Consider the following 18,118-nt stretch of genomic DNA (forward strand, 5'->3'; position numbering starts at 1 on the left):
ATCCGTCTCGCTAGCGCTTCCCGCAGATGTTTTCTGTGCTGGCTGTCATTGACCAGCATCCCATGGCCTGATTGACATGGGGCCCTGCAATGCCAGGACCGCATCCAGACCCGGTCTGATACCCGGATCACCTATAGACTGGCTTGCAGCATGACATCCTGCAGAACAGCGCACGTCTTGCTTATTTCTGCCTCCGTTAGCGTCGGGTGCACCAAGAACATCAAACTGTTCTCACCCAATTCCCTGGCAATTGGCAGACCAGGTTCTGGTCGCCAGTTTGTCCCATCAAAGGCCCTTTCCAGATAGACCTCCGAACATGAGCCTGAATACACCGGCACGCCTCGGGCAACGATCTCATCAAGAATACGGTCCCTGCTCCAACCTTCCTTCAAAGCCCCTGGCTCGACAAATAGGTAACATTTGTAAGCTGCATGGGTCACATCATCCGGCACAGTCGGCACACGTAATGCAGGCAAACTCGCAGCAGTAGCCCAGATTCGACGGGCATTTGCCAGCCGACAGGCATGCCAGTCCGTCATGCGGCGCAACTGGATGCTGCCGATTACGGCCTGTACTTCGATCATCCGCCAATTGCTACCGAAGCTTTCATGCAACCAACGATAACCCGGTGCATGCTGGCGCTCGTACACGGCTTCCCAACTCTTGCCATGATCTTTGAAGGACCACATCCGCGACCACAGTTCCCGGTCATTGGTAGTCACCATGCCACCTTCTCCACCGGTGGTCATGATCTTGTCCTGACAGAAGGACCAGGCGCCGACGTGCCCAATGGATCCGACCGAACGCCCCTTGTATCGAGCACCATGGGCTTGCGCGCAATCTTCGACTACCTTGAGCTCATGCTTGTCCGCAAGCGCCATGATAGGATCCATATCACAAGGCCAACCAGCCAGATGCACACAAATCACAGCTTTGGTCCGCTGGGTAAGCACTGCCTCGATGGTAGCCGCAGTGATATTTTGCGAGTCGCGATCCACCTCTGCAAAGACCGGCGTGGCGCCAGCATTGACGATTGAGGAGACAGAAGCGAGGAACGTCCTGGGGGTCACAATCACTTCATCACCAGCCCCCACCTGCAACGCCTTCAATGCTAAATCCAGCGCCACCGTGCCATTAGCCAGCGCCACAGCGTGCGAGGTGCCAACCCATGCAGCAAATTCCTTTTCGAACTCACGACACGCTTGCCCTGTCCAATAATTGACTTTGTTGGACAGGATGACATCACGTACCGCATCCGCCTCTTCCTCGCTAAAGGAAGGCCATGGGGAAAAGGGAGTATTCAGCACAATAGAGGCTCTTCAATATCAAGTAAAAAGTAACAGGGCTTCGGACAAATACCATCGCCAGGGCCACATCCGGTCTTTGCACACGCCAGCAGCACTTGACTGTGACGAGGTTTACCAACATAGCCCTCGAGGCATTTGGGTGTCACCTGAGCAGCTTTGGCCACCACCTGCAATACCCTTCGCCGGCATCGCACTTCAAAAAGAGGATGGCTCACCTTGGCCGAGAATCGATACAGACTCACTGACCCGCTTTTCTGCGTATCAGAGGTCGGGCGGGGACTCCGACCACAGTCAAAGCCTCTGCAACGTCTGCCGTGACAGCCGCACCCGCACCCACCACTACAGACTCACCCAGCGTGACAAGTTGGCGAACACTAGCACCGATACCGACCCAGCTCAAATCACCGACCTTGACGCCGCCCGCCAGATGCGCGCCCGGACTGATATGTACTCCAGCTCCCAATACACAGTCGTGATCGACACCGCACCCGGTGTTCAGAATACTGCCCATCCCGACTCGAGCCCCTGCATTCACCACAGCGCCAGCGAAAACCACGGTGCCACGCTCAACCCAGGCATATCGGCTGACTATTGCCGCGGGGTGCACAAGGGTACAAAGACGAGCCCCTGCCGCTTCCAGTTCCAGCAGCTTTTGGTGGCGAATCCGATTATTACCGATGGCCACCAGTACCCCTGCGTATTCCTGCAAACGCCCACACAGTGACGCAGTGTCCCCCGCGAGGGTCCAACATCCATTGCTGCGAAACTCAGGCCAGGCGTCATCATAAAAGTCTATGCTCTGCCATCCACAGCACTCGGCGGTGTCTGCCACCACCTTGCCGTGGCCGCTCGCGCCAAGAATGGCTAGATTGCTCACGAGCGCTTACCGGTAAACTTTGACATAGTGGCTTCTCCCTCGGCACTGATGCCTTCGCGGACCACCACCTTCTTCACGGTAAGGGCGATGATCTTGATATCGAGCCAGATCGAGCGGTTGTCCACATACCAGACATCCAGATCGAACTTTTCCTCCCAACTGAGCGCATTGCGCCCATTGACCTGTGCCCAGCCGCTGATGCCAGGTCGTACATCATGACGCCGGTACTGCTCGGGACTGTAAAGCGGTAAATACTCCATCAGCAAAGGCCGCGGCCCAACCAGGCTCATATCACCCTTGAGGACATTCAAAAGCTCCGGCAGTTCATCGAGGCTGCTGGAACGCAAAAAAACCCCTAAAGGTGTCATGCGCTGCGAGTCCGGAAGCAGGTTGCCATCTGCATCGAATGCATTACGCATAGTCCGAAACTTTACCATTCTGAAAGGCTTGCCGTGCAACCCGGGACGAACTTGGGAAAAAGCGACCGGAGAGCCGAGTTGCCTGCGAATCGCAATCGCCACAAGCAACATGACGGGCGCGAGCAGAACCAAACCAATCGAGGCCAGCACGATGTCGATAAGGCGCTTCACCTTACATCACCTTGAAACAGAATTGACAGGTAATCCTTGGCCAAAGTCGAATAGTTTCGATTCTGTAACAACCAGTCTCGACCCCGCGCACCTATCTGCGCTCGCTGTTCTGCACTTTTCGACTTCATCTCATGGATGGCGCGAACGACGGCATCTACGTCGTTCGCAGGCACAAATACACCACAACCCGACTCGTTAATCATGGACGGGTAACCATTATAGGACGCCACAACCGGCTTGGCCGCCAACATGTAGTCGATGACCTTGTTCAAAGACTGCCCATAATTCCAGACCTTGGAGTCATGCACGGAAAAATAGAGCAGATCCCCCTTGGCAAGTACCGCTTGCACCATATTGCGCGGCACTTTTGGAGCAAAGACAAGATTAGGGAGGTGGCCATAGCGTTGTTGAAAACTTTCCTTCAACGCTCCATCACCCACAACCACAAACTCGACATCTGTTTGATCTCGCATGGTTTGTGCTGCGGCAAAAAATACATCGAGCGCGTTGGTAATACCAACCGTACCAGCATGCACAACTTTAAACTTATTACTGGAAAGATAACGTTCCGCATAAGCATCCGGAACCTGTGCCACATCGCTCAGATGTTCTTGGCTGACCCCCATGGGAATGCAAAATACGGGACGTTCATAGCCCAATTCGTTGCGAACATGCTCTCCAAGGTTTGGCATCGTACCCACGATCGCATCCGCTTTTTTATAGGCAATCCGCTCGAGCCAAGCCAACCCTCTGACGAACAGGTTACGCTTGCTGTACCCGCCCTCTTCCACAATTGTAAGCGGCCAGATATCACGAATTTCCAGTACCAAGCGACACTTGTACCTCCATCGCATCCACAACCCATTAATGATTGTCAACAACGACAGACTGGATACAATCACCACATCCGGACGAGGTAATGCACGCTTATCGAGCCAGAACAGGTTCCACTCGAAGTGAAACCAACTAAGGATCCTTCGCAAAGACTTGGCGACGGAATACTTCATTGTTTTCAACCAAACGACCTTTATCCCGTCAATATCCTCGGTCGTCACCTGTTCATGAAGCACGGGCAGATCTACTACATTGTTCGAGTCCGAGCTAATCACGACGAGCTGGCACCCGGCGCGCGCCATCTCCTCAACAATAAACCAGCCTCGCCCTCCGGGGCTGGTAGCGGTTTTTGGCGAAAAGTATTTGGTCACATACCAAATCGTTTTTTTCATCGACTCAAGTATCCATCAATCTTTATAGAGACGTGGAATGGAATTGACCACCTTGATCACCTCGGTAAAGTCCATGCCGAGCGCATCCAGATACCAACGAATGTTCTGGTAGCGAGGACGATTTTCTTCACGCACCAGCTCAAGCGCCCGCTCACGGGTCATTTCCCCCTCGCGCACCTGATTACTGCGGAAAGTATCATGCTCGGAAAAACCAGCAACAAGATAATAAATGTAGTTATATAGCCCCGCAGTACCATCACCGATCCGCCAGGTGGTCGTAGTGTCGGCCGCCAACTCCCAACCGTAGTCATCAATCAACGTACGATCAATAGTCTGCTCATCCCAGCGCCAATAGTCAAAAATATGATAGTAATCTTTTTTCTCGGTAAAACTACGATAGTACTCACCAGACAGAGTATCCCACAGCGAACCGTTAAAATATCCGGGACTTCTAAGCATCGCTTTGAACCGCAGGCTCTGATACTCAAGCTGCTTACGCCAACCATGCATATAGACCCGCTTTTCTTCGAACGCCGGCGGCACGCCTAGGAAGCCAGCCTTGAAGTGAGTCACCTCCAGAGGGTTGACTCCCCATAGATTCAGGTCAACGCCTGTCTGTTTCTTGACTGTTTCGATATGGCGAAAGAAGTGCTTGTCGCCTGCGGTAAGAATACTGATCATACCCAAGTGTGGCGCTTTGAGCCACGCCTTGAGATTTACCGCAATATTCCTGCGTTTTTTCGCGATGTCATCTGCAACAATGATGTTTTCGACACCCAGCTCGGCGCTCATTCGGCTTATGTTACGCCGCCCCAGATCAGTGACCATACCCCAATCATAGGTGTAGGTCACCGGATTCATTTTGAGTTCCTTGACAACTAGGTGCAGCCCGTAGCAACTATCACGCCCACCGGAGAATGGGACAATACAGTCCGTCACTCCAGCGCGACGATAGGATTCCACTAAATTGAATAGCTCTTCCTTGGGCTTTGGTATATTCCGCGGACTATAGCTCCGACAGTAATTGCACACTCCATCGACGTCAAAATCAATGAATGGCATCGTTTCAGGAAGAATGCAGCGGGTACAACGGCGCAGATTGGGTTGCGGATAGAGAAGCAACTTTTCTTCAGCGCTAATGAAGCGAAACGGCGGAATTAGGTTCTCTACACGCTGTTTCCTGTCAGCTACGTGGATATCCAACGCCATTGGCAGGTCGAGAACAACCCCTCCCTCACGGATTTGTTGGATATCCGTGCTGCCGATCTGAGTCAGAGGAAACCGCTCCGAGGAGAAGCAGCACCCGCCGTCCACGGAACCGACATACAGGCTGCCATTGTTGGAGAAAAGCAATGCCTTGCCCAGGCGTGGAACAGCGATCGCACAGGCGATGACTCCCTCGCAAAGTGCCAACACCTTGTGCGCCAAGCCATCCAGCGTGTCACCAGCTTCCTCGAGGTGCTGCTCGGCAATCGCCGCGATTACTTCGCTGTCGATCTCCTGCATGCGTGCGGGCTTGATGTGATTCCATACGTCAGCGTCATTTACAATGATGCCATTGTGAATAACGCAAATACCATTCCGCACGACAGGCTGATTGTCAGCAAGGCCATTGGTAATAAGGCGACTGTGCCCAAGAACGAAGGTCGAATCGAAAGGCTTGATTTCCGAAATCAACTTTTTGACGTCGTAATCAGCCCTGCTCACTTGATAACCGCTCTCATCAGCGTAGATCAGACCGCTGGAGTCCCGCCCCCGCTGCCTTGCATGCAAAGCGAGCGTCATGACGCTCTCTTGGCTGACCTTCTTACCGCTGATGAAGCCAAAAATCCCACACATAAACAGCCCGTAGTAATTGGTTTTTCCGCACGCTGGCAGGTTAAAGTCTGAGGTGAGTACGCTACCAACCGGAGCCACGCCAATCATTCGCGATGCAAGGCTACCTAGGCATGGCTGGTTTCTCGCATGCCCACCAGATTTTTTGCGATTTCGACTCGAAAGCTATCGCTGCTACCGACCACCATTCTTTCGCCTGCACACTCCCCGACTCGGCAGGACCAGGCACGCAAACAGACGCATTGAGGTTCTCTCCCTTGTGTCGCAGGTGGAGTACCGGATGTCATTACCGCGCAGTTTACAGCATTCGCCAACCCCATAGCCCGAAAGCACGGTATCGATGCAGCAAAATTAGCTATGCGTGCGAGAAACCGGCACAAGAGAGGCTCGAAACGGCCTGCTTTTCTGACGGTAGTGCGCCTCACCCAGCCTCCAGAGCAAAACCGGGCCAAGCAACCGGCATAACGAGAGCGACGCACACAGCACAAGAGCTACATTGCTCCCGCACAAGACAATCAATTGACCCTCAGTGGGCGGTCAAAATGGGTGCCGACGTTGAACTGACCTCGGGCGGAGTGATCAACGTGGTACGGCAGGTTTCCGAGCGACGAGCGGACCTGCTGTTCTTGCAACGCGTTACTGCGATTGCACGCACCAGAGCTGCTGCCCCCGATACCAGCACTACCGCTGCACAGAAACGACACCCCTAGCAGCCCTGTACTGAAAGTAGGAATGTAAAATGTATAAACCAGAGAAAGCACACACATGTGCAATAATCGCAGCGTGGTATCCAAAACCCTCTCGCTTGCAGATATAGAAAATCAGCCCAGTCGCACAGAGTCGAGAGAACTGCCAGAATGAGTCCAAATGCAACCATCCCGGTAACAAAACAGTGCCACTCAATGGCGATGAAAGTGTTTGAAAAAAAACCAGGACCGACAGCAGGGAGGCAATCTCTCCCGCTGGCCGCCAAGCATCTCCAAAAATCAGAACAAAAAGTGATGGCCCACATAGCAGCACAGGCAACATGGGCAGGAAAGCAAAAATCAGCAGCCGCTTGAGCGAACCAAGGAAAATATCCCGACATTCGCCCGTATCGGCATATTGGCCCGCTGCCCGCTGGCGATAAACATCACCGATTGCATTGGCAACCAGGCTTAATGGTGCAGCCATTACGCGTTGCGCCAGCGAATAAAAACCTGCAACACCTGCACCATAGAATACAGTCAAAAGCAATAGCGGCATCTCGGTTGCACCCACGCTCATGACCTGCCCAGGTACCATAAACTTGGGATAGCCGATGTACTTGCGCGCCACACACCTCATACGTTTGAGGCTGACCCGCCGAAACAGCCTGCGATCATTTTCTTGCAATGACAGAGCCAAAGACAATGTCGATAACACCTGCCCCAGCAACTGCCCCCCGATCAACCCCAGCGACCCGATCTTGGAGGCACCAGCAGCTAACTGCACAGCGATGCCAGCGCCGCTCTGCACAACCCGACTAACCGCCATGCCCTTGTAGCGCCCACGACGGTTGGCCCAGAAATTCAGAGCAAAATAACAACCCAGTATCAAAGTAGCCAGAGGAACAAGATAAAACCAAGGCGCCATTTCCGGGTGCCCTAGCGACGTAACGATAGCGCGGTTGCAGACGAGGACGATGATGAGTAAAAAAAAGCTGATCACGATAGTAGATATGAAGGTAACCGCTACCAGATTAGCGGCCTCGACGTCACGTCTGGGGACCACGATAGCAAGTTCGTATTTCCCCGTAACAAGCACCGCCAAGATTGCACAAATCGAACCATACAAGGCAAACACACCAAAATCCTGCGGCGTGTAAAGCCTGGTCAAGACCGGCGATAGAATTAGGGGTAATAATTGAGCCAGGCCAGTTCCTGTCATCAACGTCATCACGCTTTTGGCAAAGTTACTTTGAGGCAAAAACCGCCTGGCCATACGACGAAAACCCCGCATTATCATCCGGCCAGGGCTGCCACTATTTCTTCCTGATCTTCTATACCCAGATAAGGATGCATAGGCAGACTCATCACGCGCTGCGCGATCGCGTCACCAACAGGTAGGTGAACGCCTGCATCAGCGACTGCGGGCTGCTTGTTCAATGGAATGGGATAATGCACGGCCGTTGGCACCCCACGCACTTTCAATTTTTCCTGAACTGAATCCCGAGACGCTACCTGGACGGTAAATTGTGCCCACGCGCTCACGTTGCAGGTCTCGACATACGGCGTAGCGATCCCCGCACTTTCGAGCAAAACCTCATAGCGCTTAGCCACTACCTGGCGCTGCTCAAGTTCTTGCGCGAACACATCCAATTTAGGCAACAGAATTGCTGCCTGGAGAGTATCCAGGCGACTGTTCACCCCCACCCGGACATGGTGATAACGACGATCCTGGCCATGCCTAGAGATCTGTCGCAGCACAATCGCCAGGTCATCGTCATTGGTGAAGATGGCCCCACCGTCGCCATAGCAACCTAATGGCTTGCTTGGGAAGAAACTGGTACAGGCGATGGTGCTCAGATTGCAGGAACGGATCCCTTTGTAGCTCGCACCAAAACTCTGCGCCGCATCCTCAATGACCGGGATCCCATGTTTTGCAGCAACAGCATTGATCGCATCAAAGTCCGCGCACTGCCCATAGAGCGATACCGGAATAATAGCCTTGGTACGAGGAGTGATTGCAGCCTCGAGCAGCTTCGGGTCCAAATTATAAGTACGAGGATCAACATCCACATACACAGGCTTGGCCCCCAACAATGCAACCGTTTCCGCTGTTGCAATATAGGTGAAACCTGGCGTAATCACCTCATCACCTGGCCCGATTCCCAAAGCCATCTGCGCAATCTGCAGTGCGTCGGTACCGTTGGCGACACTGATACAGTGTTTCGCACCAACAAAAACAGCAAGCCTTTCTTCCAGCTCCGCCACTTCCGGACCAAGAATGTACTGACCATGCTCAAGCACGCGCGCGATACCCGCCTTGATCTTTTCGCCTATCAGTGACTGCTGGGCCTTCAGATCGATGAATTCAATCACTCCGCGCTCTCCTTGCTCAAATTCCGACCACTAAGGACATAAAGCGCGCCAGTGTGCGTACAATGTGCGCTCGCGCGTCCCTCCAGAGGCAATTCCAACTGCTCACCAAACTCACTCATCCAGCCTATCTGCCGCGCAGGCACTCCAACCATCAAAGCGTACGCTGGAACGTCCTTATTGATTACCGCTCCCGCTCCGACAAAAGCAAACTCGCCTATGGTGACACCACACACAACCGTGCAATTGGCTCCCAACGTCGCACCTCGCTTCACTTGCGTGTCACGGTACTGATCCTTACGCTCGACAAGCGAGCGGGGATTGTAGACATTGGTGAAGACCATACTGGGACCGCAAAACACCCCGTCCTCCAAAGTAACGTTGTCGTAAACTGACACGTTGTTCTGGATTTTACAGTTGTTCCCGATCACCACCTTATTGCCGACAAACACGTTCTGTCCGAGAGAGACGCCGGTACCGATACGCGCTCCTCCACAGACATGGACAAAGTGCCACACGCGCGATCCTTCACCGATCTGCGCCCCCTCATCGACAATCGCGCTTTCATGCTGAAAGTATTTCATGGATTAGCCCAGCAGCCCTGCAAGCATCGGATGTCCTTCGTTGTCGCGCACGACAACGGGCGCCATGGTGCGGATAGTCTCAACAGTTTCCACACAATGGCGCGCGTCTTCGATTCCGTACCCCTTGCCATCGAGAATGGCCTGGTAACTGATGGTATGCAAATCGGTAAAACCTTCGGAGAACTCGATCTCTGCCCCATCGCAAGTGATCGAGCGGTAGGTCGACTTCTTACCCTTGACCGATTCCGGCAGGTCATTGGCATCGATGGAGAGGAACCAGCGTACCCGGGCATTTTCATATTCCAGGTAACCAGCCGCCTTGGACTCGTTGGCGAAGTGAACAACGTTACGCTGCAACTTGCCAAAGATGAAGTGCAGCATGTCGTAGAAATGCACACCGATATTGGTGGCTACACCGAAGGATTTGCGTGGATCGCCCTTCCAGCTCTCCATATACCACTTGCCGCGGCTGGTGATATAGGTGAGCTCGACGTCATGCTTGTGTGGTTGGGCGCTACCCTGTACCTGCTGCTTGAGATCGATGATCGCCTTGTGATGGCGAAGCTGCAGGATGTTCCACAGGCGTTTGCCGGTTTCGCGCTCGGTCAGCGCCAAGTCATCGAGCATGGCGGCGCTGGGCACCAACGGTTTTTCGCAGATCACATCACAACCCAGGCGCAGGCCAGCGGTGATGTGAGGATGATGCAGATAGTTGGGCGAGCAGATCGAGACGATGTCCAGCGCTTGCGCCGGATCGCGCTTCAAGCGCCAGGCATGATCGTAGAAGCGCTCGAACTCGGTGAAAAACTCGCTCTGGGGCGACAGGCTGTCAATGATACCGACCGAATCATTGATGTCGTAGGCACTGACCAGTTCGTTACCGGTATCTTTGATGGCGCGCATGTGACGCGGCGCGATGTAACCCGCAGCACCGACTAAAGCAAAACGTTTCATGGCAGATCTCGAGAAGACAGTTGAGCAGAGCAGAAACGCCCGACAATCAGCCGGGCGTCTCCAATCGGATTAGGCCTTGATGATGTTCGCCGCCGGCGTCCGGTATTTACCGCGGCTGTCGACCAGCAATCGGGCATTGGCCTGGATCAGGGTGTAGTCGAACTTGTCATGATCGGTCGCCAGTACCACGGCATCGAAGGTGGCAAGGTTCGCAGTGGTCAGCGGTTCGCTGGACAGTTCGAAGTGATGCTCACGCATTTCCGGGAAAGTGGGCACATGCGGATCGCTGTAGGCCACCACGGCGCCCTTGGCTTCAAGCAGCTCCATGATTTCAACCGAGGGCGACTCACGCATGTCATCCACGTTCTTCTTGTAGGCGATACCCAGGACCAGCACACGGCTGCCCTTTAGCGCCTTCCCTTGCTCGTTGAGGCCGCTCACCAGTTTGCCAACAACGTATTCCGGCATGGCCTTGTTGATCTCGCCAGACAACTCGATGAAGCGGGTATGCAGGCCATACTCGCGAGCTTTCCAGGTCAGATAGAACGGATCGATCGGAATGCAGTGGCCACCCAGACCTGGCCCCGGGTAATAGGCGGTAAAGCCGAAGGGCTTGGTGGCGGCCGCGTCGACCACTTCGAAGATATCGATACCCATGCGGTCCGCAACGATCTTCATTTCGTTGACCAGACCGATGTTGACCGCTCGGTGAATGTTTTCCAGCAGTTTTGTGAGTTCGGCCGCCTTGGTGGAGCTTACCTGTACGACCTGATCGATCGCCTGCTCGTACAATGCAACGCCCACACGCAGGCAATTCGGCGTATGCCCGCCGATGACCTTGGGGATGGTACGAGTTTCGAAGTTAGGGTTGCCCGGATCTTCGCGCTCAGGGGAATAGACCAGGAAGATATCCTCGCCCACCTTCAGACCACCCTCCTGTACCCGAGGCAACAGCTCTTCCTCGGTGGTGCCTGGGTAGGTGGTGCTTTCCAGCGAAACGACCTGGCCAGCACGCAGATAGGGCTTGATTGCGTTGGTGGTATCGATAACGAAACTCAAATCCGGCTCGCGATACTTATTGAGCGGAGTAGGAACGCACAGGATCAACGCATCACATTCGCTGACCCGAGTAAAGTCAGCGGTCGCTTCAAAACCGCTGGCACGTGCCTGAGCGACGCTGTCGTGCGAAATGTGCTCAATATCACTCTGACCCGCATTGAGCATATCAACTTTGACGGTATTGATATCAATACCCAGCACACGATAGCCGATGGCGTTATAACGCAACATCAGCGGTAGGCCAACATACCCCAGACCCACGATACCAATGATGGCTTCCTTACTTTTGAATCTCTCGATACTGGCTTGGGTCTGCTCAAACATGCATGGCTCCGATAATGCACCTTTTACTTTTGGCGCTCACACCCAGGCTCCAGCCCAGGTACAGTTTCTGACATCTACGGATAGTAATGGATCGAGCCCCGGTAGCATAGCCCTGACTAGGCTTCTGGGGACCGCCGACCCCCAGCAGCGCGGGCACCTCCGGCTATCAAAATAACATCAATACACCCCCAACCCCAGCAAACAGGCAGGTAGCGAGACACAGGAAAGAATGAATCTGGGCGAGCGCACCTTTTGACAACCGTCGGTGAATTCGCACAACGCCAGAGAATGGAATCCCGAAAACGGGCGCTGACAACCACACAAGATCGTTAGGCAACTACCAATTTCACAGCCCAGAACTTTACGCACAACATGCGATCACCCAGACAATGCACGAGGAACACGAGACACAAAAGCATGAACCAAGCAAGTTAATCTAACAAACAGCACTAACACGAAAAAAGCACGAGACGCGAAAGGAACAACTTCGCAACACCAGCCACCACACCATTCAAACACATATCGGAACGTGTCGACCAGAACCAATCAAATAGCCACTCGCACCAGCAGCTCATCAACATTGATCCATGACAGACCACAGTTTAATACATCCTCTCGAATATAATTATAGCCAGCCCACTGCGCGCACCCTGCCCAGAATACGTTAACGCCCAGAAGATCCTGCCTGAAGCAGCGAGGTCCGAATTTTGCGATTGCCACGCACCAGACCATACGCCCCCAGCAGAGGCCCGATTGCCAGCCCGACAATTAGCGCCGCCAGCACCAGGACACCAATAGGCAAGGCCGGAGCAATCCAGCCGAACAAGACCAACGACACTGCCTGCTGGTTTTCCAGGACGAAGAATAACACCACAGCCGCCAGCAGCAGCACGAACAGCGCCGCCAGGGCGCGCTTGAGGTTACGCATCAGACTGCTCCTTCACTCAATGAGGCACGTGCTCATCTTCATTGACCCGATCACGCAGCTCCTTGCCGGGCTTGAAGTGCGGTACGTACTTGCCGTCCAGGCTGACCGACTGACCGGTCTTGGGGTTGCGTCCTACACGGGGCGCGCGATAGTGCAGAGAAAAGCTGCCGAAGCCACGGATCTCGATACGATCCCCGGTCGCCAAGCACTGCGACATCTGCTCAAGCATGGTCTTGATGGCCAACTCGACGTCCTTGGACGAGAGTAGCCCCTGATGGGTGACAATACGTTCGATCAGCTCCGACTTCGTCATATTTTTCCCTTCGTTATCAAGCAGCTAGATCATTGCTTAATCAGTTTGTAGCACGCTCCGAGCGATTTGAACAGGCCGGTTCTTGACTAAACAAAAAAATTCAAGGTAAGGATTTGTTCACAGTCGTGACAAGCCGCCAGGAATCGGGCCAGGGCACCGGAGGCCCCACACCTACCGAGAAATCACAGGCACAAAAAAGGGCGACCCGAGGGTCGCCCTTTTTACCGATCAAACAGAACTCAGTTCTGCTTGGCCATAGCTTCGCGCAGCAGCGCGGCCATGGTGGTATCGGCAGCCGCTTCCGGAGCGTTTTTCAGGCTCTGGATGGCTTCGCGCTCTTCAGCATCGTCCTTCGACTTGATGGACAGGCTGATGACGCGGGACTTGCGGTCGACGCTGATGATCTTGGCTTCGATCTCTTCGCCTTCCTTCAGCACGTTACGAGCGTCTTCAACGCGGTCACGGCTGATTTCGGAAGCTTTCAGAGTAGCTTCGATGTCGTCGGCCAGGGTCACGATAGCGCCCTTGGCGTCAACTTCCTTGACGATACCCTTGACGATAGCGCCCTTGTCGTTGACAGCAACGAAGTTGGAGAACGGATCGTCTTCCAGCTGCTTGATGCCCAGGGAGATGCGCTCGCGCTCTGGGTCAACCGACAGGATGACGGTTTCCAGCTCGTCGCCCTTCTTGAAGCGACGCACGGCTTCTTCGCCGGCTTCGTTCCAGGAGATGTCGGACAGGTGAACCAGACCGTCGATGCCGCCGTCCAGGCCGATGAAGATACCGAAGTCGGTGATCGACTTGATGGTACCGGTGATCTTGTCACCCTTGTTGAACTGGCCGGAGAAGTCTTCCCATGGGTTCGATTTGCACTGCTTGATGCCCAGGGAGATACGACGACGCTCTTCGTCGATGTCCAGAACCATGACTTCCACTTCGTCGCCAACCTGAACGACTTTCGACGGGTGGATGTTCTTGTTGGTCCAGTCCATTTCGGAAACGTGTACCAGACCTTCAACGCCTTCTTCCAGCTCAGCGAAGCAGCCGTAGTCGGTCAGGTTGGTAACGCGAGCAGTCACGCGGGTGCTCTCTGGGTAACGGGCTTTGATAGCAACCCATGGGTCTTCGCCCAGTTGCTTCAGGCCCAGCGAAACGCGGTTGCGCTCACGATCGTACTTCAGGACCTTGACGTCGATCTCGTCACCAACGTTGACGATCTCGGACGGGTGCTTGATACGCTTCCAGGCCATGTCGGTGATGTGCAGCAGACCATCGACGCCGCCCAGGTCAACGAACGCACCGTAGTCGGTGAGGTTCTTGACGATACCTTTGACCTGCTGGCCTTCCTGCAGCGATTCCAGCAGAGCTTCGCGCTCGGCGCTGTTTTCGGCTTCCAGGACGCTGCGACGGGAAACGACAACGTTGTTGCGCTTCTGGTCCAGCTTGATGACCTTGAATTCCAGCTCTTTGCCTTCGAGGTGGGTGGTGTCGCGCACTGGGCGGACATCAACCAGGGAGCCCGGCAGGAACGCACGGATGCCGTTAACGTCGACAGTGAAGCCGCCTTTAACCTTACCGTTGATAACGCCCTTGACCACTTCTTCAGCAGCGAAAGCAGCTTCCAGAACAATCCAGCACTCGGCGCGCTTGGCTTTTTCACGGGACAGCTTGGTTTCGCCGAAGCCGTCTTCGACCGCGTCCAGCGCAACGTGAACTTCGTCACCGACCTTGATGGTCAGTTCGCCAGTTTCGTTGTAGAACTGCTCGAGCGGGATGACACCCTCGGACTTCAGGCCAGCGTGTACGGTAACCCAGTCGCCGTCGATGTCGACAACGATACCGGTGATGATTGCACCCGGCTGAAGATTGAGGGTTTTCAGGCTTTCTTCAAAGAGTTCTGCAAAGCTTTCGCTCATTTTAATTCCTGTAGATTCGGGCGAAAAAGACGCCCATAGCCACATTCCAGACAATGTGGGTTTCGTTAAGTTAAGAAGCGCTGGCAGGACGTTGACTGGTGCCCCTGCCGACTCTCCTCTCCATCAGGCCAGGTCGCGCAGGGCGAGCTCGCTTCTGATGCGTTGCAGCACCTGTTCGATGGACAACTCCGTGGAATCCAGCTGGATTGCATCGGCCGCCGGCTTGAGCGGGGCCACTGCACGCTGGGTGTCGCGCTCATCACGCGCACGGATCTCATCTAGCAGACTCGACAGACTAACATCTTCGCCCTTGCCCTTCAACTGCAGGTAACGGCGACGGGCACGCTCCTCGGCACTGGCGGTAAGGAACACCTTCAACGGCGCGTCCGGGAATACCACGGTGCCCATGTCGCGACCGTCGGCAATCAGCCCGGGGGCCTCACGGAAAGCACGCTGGCGCTGCAGCAGCGCCTCGCGCACCGCGGGCAGCGAGGCGACCATCGAGGCCCCTGCACCAACAGTCTCGGTGCGAATGGCATTGCTGACATCCTCACCTTCAAGAATGATCTGCTGCAGCTTGCCCGGCTCCGCCGCGACGAACTGCACGTCCAGATGCGCGGCCAGCGCCTTGAGCAGCTCTTCGTTGGTCAGGTCGACGCCATGGTTGGTGGCGTTGAACGCCAGCAGGCGGTACAGGGCGCCGGAATCGAGCAGGCGCCAGCCCAGCTCGCGGGCCAGCAGGCCCGCCACGGTACCCTTGCCCGAGCCGCTCGGCCCGTCGATGGTGATGACCGGTGCTTGCGAATTCACGACTTGCCCTCTTCAGCGACGCGGATGCCGACTTCCTTGCACAGCGCCAGGAAGTTGGGGAACGACGTGGCGACGTTGGCGCAGTCATGGATCACGATCGGCGCGCTGGCGCGCAGCGAGGCGATGCTGAAGGCCATGGCGATGCGATGGTCGCCGTGGCCGTGCACTTCGCCGCCGCCGATCTGGCCGCCGTCGATGATGATGCCGTCCGGGGTCGGCTCGCACTTCACGCCCAGGGCGATCAGGCCGTCGGCCATCACCTGGATGCGGTCCGACTCCTTCACCCGCAGCTCTTCGGCGCCACGCAGCACGGTACGCCCTTCGGCGCAGGCGGCAGCGACAAACAGTACCGGGAACTCGTCGATGGCCAGCGGCACCAGTTCTTCCGGGATGTCGATACCCTTGAGCCTGGCGCCACGCACGCGCAGGTCGGCCACCGGCTCGCCGCCGACTTCACGCTGATTTTCCAGGGTGATGTCGCCGCCCATCAGGCGCAGGATGTCGATAACGCCGGTGCGGGTCGGGTTGATGCCAACGTGTTCCAGGACCAGCTCGGAACCCTCGGCGATGGACGCCGCCACCAGGAAGAACGCCGAGGAGGAAATGTCTGCTGGCACTTCGATGCGGGTGGCGGTGAGCTTGCCACCGGACTGCAGGGAGGCTACCGGACCGTTCGACTCGACCGCGTAGCCGAAGCCGCGCAGCATGCGCTCGGTGTGGTCACGGGTCGGCGCAGGCTCGGTGACAGTGGTGGTGCCTTCGGCGTACAGGCCGGCCAGCAGCAGGCAGGACTTGACCTGGGCACTGGCCATCGGCAGCGTGTAGTTCAGCGCCTTGAGCTTGTGCCCACCACGGATGGTCAGCGGCGGACGACCTTCAGGGCCGGTCTCGACCACGGCACCCATTTCACGCAGCGGATTGGCCACGCGGTTCATCGGGCGCTTGGACAGCGAGGCGTCGCCGGTCATGGTGGTGTCGAACGACTGCGCTGCCAGCAGGCCGGACAGCAGGCGCATCGAGGTGCCGGAGTTACCCACGTACAGCGGGCCGGGCGGCGGCTTCAGGCCGTGCAGGCCAACACCGTGAATGGTCACGCGACCATGGTGCGGCCCTTCGATGACCACGCCCATGTCGCGGAAGGCCTGCAAGGTCGCCAGGGCGTCTTCACCCTCGAGGAAACCTTCGACTTCAGTCGTGCCCTCGGCCAGCGAGCCGAGCATGATCGAGCGATGGGAAATCGATTTGTCGCCAGGTACGCGGATCCGTCCGGACACGCGGCCACCCGGTTGGGCCAGGAAAATCAGATCGTTGGCGTTCATAGCGTCCACATAGGCCCGACGGGCAAGGATTTTACTGAAATGCTCGCGGGCAACACGGGCGCGGGTGAACACGCCCAGCAGTTGGTGCCCGTCCCCAGCATCGACCGCGTCGCGCAGGGCGTCGAGGTCGCTGCGAAATGTATCGAGAGTGCGCAGGACCGCCTCACGGTTGGCGAGGAAGATGTCGTGCCACATGATCGGGTCGCTGCCGGCGATTCTCGTGAAATCGCGGAAGCCTCCCGCAGCGTACCGGAAGATCTCCAGGTTTTCATTGCGCTTGGCCAGCGAGTCGACCAGGCCGAAGGCCAGCAAGTGCGGCAGATGGCTGGTGGCGGCTAGCACTTCATCATGGCGCTCCACCGACATATGCTCGACATCGGCATCCAGCGCTCGCCAGAGGCGATCAACCAGGGCGAGCGCGCCCGGCTCGGTTTCCGCCAGCGGAGTGAGGATCACCTTATGCCGGCGGAACAGCGCCGCATTGGAAGCTTCCACCCCGCTCTGCTCCGATCCGGCGATCGGGTGCCCCGGCACGAAACGCGGCAGGCGCTCGGCAAATGCCTCGCGCGCGGCACGCACCACATTGCCCTTGGCGCTACCCACGTCGGTGATCACCGCATTAGCCAGGTCGAGCTGGGCCAGGCGAGCCAGGACTTTCTCCATGGCCAGGATCGGCACAGCCAACTGGATAACGTCGGCGCCGACACAAGCGGCCGCAAGGTCTGCCTCGCAGCGATCGACCACGCCAAGCGCCACGGCTTGCTTGCGTGACTCGGCGTCGAGGTCGACGCCGACCACTTCGCGGCACAGGCCGCTTTCGCGCAGACCCTTGGCGAAGGAGCCGCCGATCAGGCCGAGACCTACGACCACCAGACGGTCGATGAGCGGAGCGGGATTGTTTGTTACAGCATTAACCACGAGTGCGAACCCTGTTCAAAAACATGCCAGTCGTTGAAACCGCAGGGGCTGCTGCGCAGCCCATCGCTGGCAAGCCAGCTCCCACATAGGCCAGCGAT

The 18,118-nt window shown here is 56.2% G+C and carries 15 protein-coding genes; all 15 read right to left on the reverse strand.

Going from position 1 to position 18,118, the window contains the following annotated elements; all coding sequences use genetic code 11:
• Positions 1-131: 131 nt before the first annotated feature.
• The 15 genes from AAHK21_RS06420 to AAHK21_RS06490 all read right to left on the reverse strand — a co-directional run bounded on the left by AAHK21_RS06420 (position 132) and on the right by AAHK21_RS06490 (position 18,020).
• Complete coding sequence (locus AAHK21_RS06420) at positions 132-1,307, reverse strand: DegT/DnrJ/EryC1/StrS family aminotransferase (protein ID WP_367856768.1); 1,176 nt, start codon at positions 1,305-1,307, stop codon at positions 132-134.
• Positions 1,308-1,545: 238 nt separating this feature from the next.
• A complete protein-coding gene (locus tag AAHK21_RS06425; RefSeq protein ID WP_367856769.1) occupies positions 1,546-2,184 on the reverse strand; it encodes an acetyltransferase in 639 nt (212 codons plus the stop codon).
• A complete protein-coding gene (locus AAHK21_RS06430) occupies positions 2,181-2,714 on the reverse strand; it encodes a sugar transferase (RefSeq protein ID WP_367858964.1) in 534 nt (177 codons plus the stop codon). The genes AAHK21_RS06425 and AAHK21_RS06430 overlap by 4 nt, the downstream gene beginning before the upstream one ends.
• Before the next feature lie 56 nt (positions 2,715-2,770).
• Complete coding sequence (locus AAHK21_RS06435) at positions 2,771-4,000, reverse strand: glycosyltransferase family 4 protein (RefSeq protein ID WP_367856770.1); 1,230 nt, start codon at positions 3,998-4,000, stop codon at positions 2,771-2,773.
• Between the two features lie 15 nt (positions 4,001-4,015).
• Positions 4,016-5,926, reverse strand: a complete 1,911-nt coding sequence (locus AAHK21_RS06440) for a hypothetical protein (RefSeq protein ID WP_367856771.1) — start codon at positions 5,924-5,926, stop codon at positions 4,016-4,018.
• Positions 5,927-6,517: 591 nt separating this feature from the next.
• A complete protein-coding gene (locus tag AAHK21_RS06445) occupies positions 6,518-7,798 on the reverse strand; it encodes a lipopolysaccharide biosynthesis protein (protein ID WP_367856772.1) in 1,281 nt (426 codons plus the stop codon).
• 20 nt (positions 7,799-7,818) lie between these two features.
• Complete coding sequence (locus AAHK21_RS06450) at positions 7,819-8,898, reverse strand: DegT/DnrJ/EryC1/StrS family aminotransferase (protein WP_367856773.1); 1,080 nt, start codon at positions 8,896-8,898, stop codon at positions 7,819-7,821.
• Complete coding sequence (wbpD, locus tag AAHK21_RS06455) at positions 8,895-9,479, reverse strand: UDP-2-acetamido-3-amino-2,3-dideoxy-D-glucuronate N-acetyltransferase (RefSeq protein ID WP_367856774.1); 585 nt, start codon at positions 9,477-9,479, stop codon at positions 8,895-8,897. Before wbpD ends, AAHK21_RS06450 begins: the two co-directional genes overlap by 4 nt.
• A 3-nt stretch (positions 9,480-9,482) precedes the next feature.
• Positions 9,483-10,433, reverse strand: a complete 951-nt coding sequence (locus AAHK21_RS06460) for a Gfo/Idh/MocA family protein (RefSeq protein ID WP_367856775.1) — start codon at positions 10,431-10,433, stop codon at positions 9,483-9,485.
• 69 nt (positions 10,434-10,502) lie between these two features.
• Positions 10,503-11,816, reverse strand: coding sequence for a UDP-N-acetyl-D-glucosamine 6-dehydrogenase (gene wbpA / locus AAHK21_RS06465; RefSeq protein WP_367856776.1), 1,314 nt, complete (start codon positions 11,814-11,816; stop codon positions 10,503-10,505).
• A gap of 664 nt (positions 11,817-12,480) precedes the next feature.
• On the reverse strand, positions 12,481-12,744 hold the full coding sequence (locus AAHK21_RS06470; RefSeq protein ID WP_367856777.1) for a LapA family protein: 264 nt from the start codon (positions 12,742-12,744) through the stop codon (positions 12,481-12,483).
• A 16-nt stretch (positions 12,745-12,760) separates the two neighbouring features.
• Complete coding sequence (gene ihfB / locus AAHK21_RS06475; protein ID WP_217866827.1) at positions 12,761-13,057, reverse strand: integration host factor subunit beta; 297 nt, start codon at positions 13,055-13,057, stop codon at positions 12,761-12,763.
• A 239-nt stretch (positions 13,058-13,296) separates the two neighbouring features.
• Positions 13,297-14,973, reverse strand: a complete 1,677-nt coding sequence (gene rpsA, locus AAHK21_RS06480; protein WP_046856619.1) for a 30S ribosomal protein S1 — start codon at positions 14,971-14,973, stop codon at positions 13,297-13,299.
• Between the two features lie 123 nt (positions 14,974-15,096).
• Positions 15,097-15,783, reverse strand: a complete 687-nt coding sequence (gene cmk / locus AAHK21_RS06485) for a (d)CMP kinase (protein WP_267302462.1) — start codon at positions 15,781-15,783, stop codon at positions 15,097-15,099.
• Positions 15,780-18,020, reverse strand: coding sequence for a bifunctional prephenate dehydrogenase/3-phosphoshikimate 1-carboxyvinyltransferase (locus AAHK21_RS06490; protein WP_367856778.1), 2,241 nt, complete (start codon positions 18,018-18,020; stop codon positions 15,780-15,782). The genes cmk and AAHK21_RS06490 overlap by 4 nt, the downstream gene beginning before the upstream one ends.
• Between the last annotated feature and the right edge of the window lie 98 nt (positions 18,021-18,118).

Source organism: Pseudomonas sp. TE50-2 (genome assembly GCF_040813665.1).
In the GTDB taxonomy this organism is placed as follows: domain Bacteria; phylum Pseudomonadota; class Gammaproteobacteria; order Pseudomonadales; family Pseudomonadaceae; genus Aquipseudomonas; species Aquipseudomonas soli.

Excerpts from the sequence above, each read along its gene's own strand:
- AAHK21_RS06430 (WP_367858964.1), bottom strand. The coding sequence starts at position 2,714 with ATGTTGCTTGTGGCGATTGCGATTCGCAGGCAACTCGGCTCTCCGGTC.
- AAHK21_RS06435 (WP_367856770.1), bottom strand. The coding sequence starts at position 4,000 with ATGAAAAAAACGATTTGGTATGTGACCAAATACTTTTCGCCAAAAACC.
- AAHK21_RS06440 (WP_367856771.1), bottom strand. The coding sequence starts at position 5,926 with ATGATTGGCGTGGCTCCGGTTGGTAGCGTACTCACCTCAGACTTTAAC.
- AAHK21_RS06445 (WP_367856772.1), bottom strand. The coding sequence starts at position 7,798 with ATGGCCAGGCGGTTTTTGCCTCAAAGTAACTTTGCCAAAAGCGTGATG.
- wbpD (WP_367856774.1), bottom strand. The coding sequence starts at position 9,479 with ATGAAATACTTTCAGCATGAAAGCGCGATTGTCGATGAGGGGGCGCAG.
- AAHK21_RS06460 (WP_367856775.1), bottom strand. The coding sequence starts at position 10,433 with ATGAAACGTTTTGCTTTAGTCGGTGCTGCGGGTTACATCGCGCCGCGT.
- wbpA (WP_367856776.1), bottom strand. The coding sequence starts at position 11,816 with ATGTTTGAGCAGACCCAAGCCAGTATCGAGAGATTCAAAAGTAAGGAA.
- AAHK21_RS06470 (WP_367856777.1), bottom strand. The coding sequence starts at position 12,744 with ATGCGTAACCTCAAGCGCGCCCTGGCGGCGCTGTTCGTGCTGCTGCTG.
- ihfB (WP_217866827.1), bottom strand. The coding sequence starts at position 13,057 with ATGACGAAGTCGGAGCTGATCGAACGTATTGTCACCCATCAGGGGCTA.
- rpsA (WP_046856619.1), bottom strand. The coding sequence starts at position 14,973 with ATGAGCGAAAGCTTTGCAGAACTCTTTGAAGAAAGCCTGAAAACCCTC.